Genomic DNA, 2,906 nt, shown 5'->3' on the forward strand with positions numbered 1-2,906 from the left:
GATGGATACGACACGGGTAGAGCCGGCCGCTGGCCGGCAACCCAACCAACCGTACTGCGGTCAGATCAACCCTTCACCGGCCAGCTCGCGCAGCCCGTCCTCGTCGAGGATCTCCACCACGTTCAGGTGGGGCAGGGCGATCAGGCCCTGCTGGCGCAGCTTGGTGAAGGTACGGCTGACTGTTTCCATGGTCAGGCCGAGATGGTCGGCGATGTCGCCACGGCCCATCGGCAACGACACACGCAGGCCGTCGCCGCCAAGACGGGCCTCGCGCGCGGCCAGGCGCAGCAGGAAGTCGGCCAGCTTCTCGGCCGGTTGCAGGCGCGCCAGTGCCAATGCGGCGTCCTGCGCGGCATCCAGCTCCTGGCAGGCGCGCTGCAGCAGCTTGCGCTCCAGGTGCGGGAAACGGCTGCGCAACACCTTCATCTGCGGCAGTGCGACGCGGCACACGCGGCTGTCGGCGATGGCCTCGATGTCGTAGCGATGATGATCGCTGCTGCTGAGGCCGAGGTAGTCCCCGGGCAGCACGAAACCGTTGATCTGGCGGCGGCCGTCGGCCAGGGTGCGCACCAGGCGCAGCGCCCCGGCGGTCAATGTATAGACATGGTCACGCTCTTCGCCGGTGCGGGCCAGCGTGCTGCCCATGCTGACCTGCTGTGAAACAGTGACCTGCTCCAACGCCTGCACTTCGTCGGGCGACAGCGCCGAGCACACCGCCAGGTGGCGAACCGAGCAGTGCAGGCAGTCCAGCGTGGGGCAGGACGGCGAGGCGGGATCGTTGTTGGCGGGCGGAGCGCCGGAAGGCCGTGACATGTTGCGGGGGCGTATCGCGGTCGGGGAGGGCCTTATGATACTTCAAGCGGCCGTTCGACCCTGCCCGAGGCGGGGGCGCTAGAATGTCGCCCCCTCCCACGTCCCGTTCCAGCAGGAGTTCCGCCCGTGATCAAGCCCCGTACCCCGCCCGGCACCCTTGAACTGCTGCCGCGCGAGCAGATTGCGTTCCAGCGCATGCTGGACGTGATCCGCCGCAACTACGAGCGCTTCGGGTTCCTGCCGGTGGAGACGCCGGTGTTCGAGCTGTCCGACGTGCTGCTGACCAAGTCCGGTGGCGAGACCGAGCGCCAGGTGTACTTCGTGCAGTCCACCGGTGCGCTGGCCAATGCCGCCGAATCGGGCGACCGCTCGCTGCCGGAAATGGCGCTGCGCTTCGACCTCACCGTGCCGCTGGCGCGCTACGTGGCCGAGCACGAACACGAGCTGACCTTCCCGTTCCGCCGCTACCAGATGCAGCGGGTCTACCGCGGCGAGCGTGCCCAGCGCGGCCGCTTCCGCGAGTTCTACCAGTGCGACATCGATGTGATCGGCAAGGACAGCCTGAGCGTGCGTTACGATGCCGAAGTGCTGGCGGTCATCCACGCGGTGTTCTCGGAACTGCGCATCGGTGACTTCAGCATCCAGCTGAACAACCGCAAGCTGATGCGCGGATTCTTCGAGAGCCTGGGCGTGGCCGAGGGCGAGCGCCAGCTGGCGGTGCTGCGCGAAGTGGACAAGCTGGACAAGCGCGGTGCCGACTACGTGCGCGAGACGCTGGTGGGCGAGGACTTCGGCATTCCGGCCGAGCAGGTCGAGAAGATCCTGGCCTTCGTCGCCGTGCGTTCGCAGGGCCATGCCGATGCGCTCGCGCAGCTGGCTGCGCTGGAGACCGACGCCGGTTCGTCGGAGATCCTGCGTACCGGCGTGGCCGAACTGCGCGAAGTGCTGCAGCTGGTGCAGGCGCTGGGCGTGCCGGAAACCGCGTACTGCCTGAATTTCTCCATCGCCCGCGGCCTGGATTACTACACCGGCACCGTCTACGAGACCACGCTGACCGACCACCCGCAGATCGGCTCGATCTGCTCGGGCGGCCGTTACGAAGACCTGGCCAGCCACTACAGCAAGTCCAAGCTGCCGGGCGTGGGCATCTCCATCGGCCTGTCGCGCCTGTTCTGGCAGCTGCGCGAGGCTGGCCTGATCGAAGGCATCGAAGGCAGCAGCGTGCAGGCGCTGGTCGCGCTGATGGACGAGCAGGGCATGCCGCAGTCGCTGGATATCGCCCGCCGCCTGCGTGCTGGTGGCATCAACACCGAAGTGCAGATGGAGCCGAAGAAGATCGGCAAGCAGTTCCAGTACGCGGCCAAGGCCGGGATCCGCTTCGTGGTGCTGGCGGGCGAGGACGAACTGGCCCGCGGCGTGGTGGCGGTGAAGGACCTGCTGCGTGAGCAGCAGTTCGAAGTGTCGCGCGATGAGCTGGCCAGCACGCTGCAGGTGGAGCTGGAGCAGTCGAAGGCGATGGCATGAAGCGAGCCGCCGCAGGAGCGTTGAGCGCGCTCCTGCTGGCCGGTTGCCAGAGTGATCCGGTGCTGCTCAGCACACGGATCGGGCCGGCGCACTATCGGCTGCAGGTCGATCGCTGCCATGTGATCGATCGCGCGCAGCTGGAGCAGGACCTGCGGGCGCTGGCCTCGCGGAAGTGCCCGACGGGCGCAGGGGCGTTGGAGAACATCCAGCCATTGCCAAGCCGGCAGGGCAGCCTGTTCGGCGAATGCTTGCGGCGCGGGGCGTTGCAGGCGGAAGTGCGCTGCCACCCCTGAGTCGGGCCAGGTTGTTGATTTGAAAGAAGAGCGCCCGCCTTTTGGTGGGCGTTCTGCGTTTCAGGGCGAACAGCAGTCGAGCATGGCTCGACTCCACAAAAGCCGGTTTCGATCCGACCCACGCCGTTCTGAAAGATCGCGGGAAACTGTCGAAGGCGGGGTGGGGCCGGTGGCAGGGGTGTGAGCGGCATGGATGCCGCGACCAAGCCTACATGGACGTATTTACGGCGTCCCCCTCAACCGGACCCACCCCGCCAACCCACGGATAGCCCGCTT

3 protein-coding genes are annotated in these 2,906 nt (G+C 67.2%); 2 read left to right on the top strand and 1 reads right to left on the bottom strand.

Annotated features, from left to right (window positions below; all coding sequences use genetic code 11):
- Positions 1-60: 60 nt before the first annotated feature.
- Positions 61-813 (bottom strand): helix-turn-helix domain-containing protein, encoded by a 753-nt coding sequence (locus O0J73_RS22050; protein ID WP_006436589.1) that lies wholly within the window; start codon positions 811-813, stop codon positions 61-63.
- Between the two features lie 126 nt (positions 814-939).
- Here O0J73_RS22050 and hisS point away from each other — a divergent pair, with 126 nt between their 5' ends.
- Together hisS and O0J73_RS22060 are read left to right on the top strand one after the other, a co-directional pair.
- Positions 940-2,337 carry a histidine--tRNA ligase gene (gene hisS, locus O0J73_RS22055; RefSeq protein WP_006436591.1) on the top strand — a complete coding sequence of 466 codons (1,398 nt, stop codon included), beginning with the start codon at positions 940-942 and terminating at the stop codon, positions 2,335-2,337.
- Positions 2,334-2,630, top strand: coding sequence for a hypothetical protein (locus O0J73_RS22060; protein WP_271260403.1), 297 nt, complete (start codon positions 2,334-2,336; stop codon positions 2,628-2,630). The genes hisS and O0J73_RS22060 overlap by 4 nt, the downstream gene beginning before the upstream one ends.
- Positions 2,631-2,906 lie beyond the last annotated feature (276 nt).

Origin of the sequence: Stenotrophomonas sp. Sm6012 (genome assembly GCF_030985895.1) — a bacterium.
Lineage (GTDB): Bacteria > Pseudomonadota > Gammaproteobacteria > Xanthomonadales > Xanthomonadaceae > Stenotrophomonas > Stenotrophomonas forensis.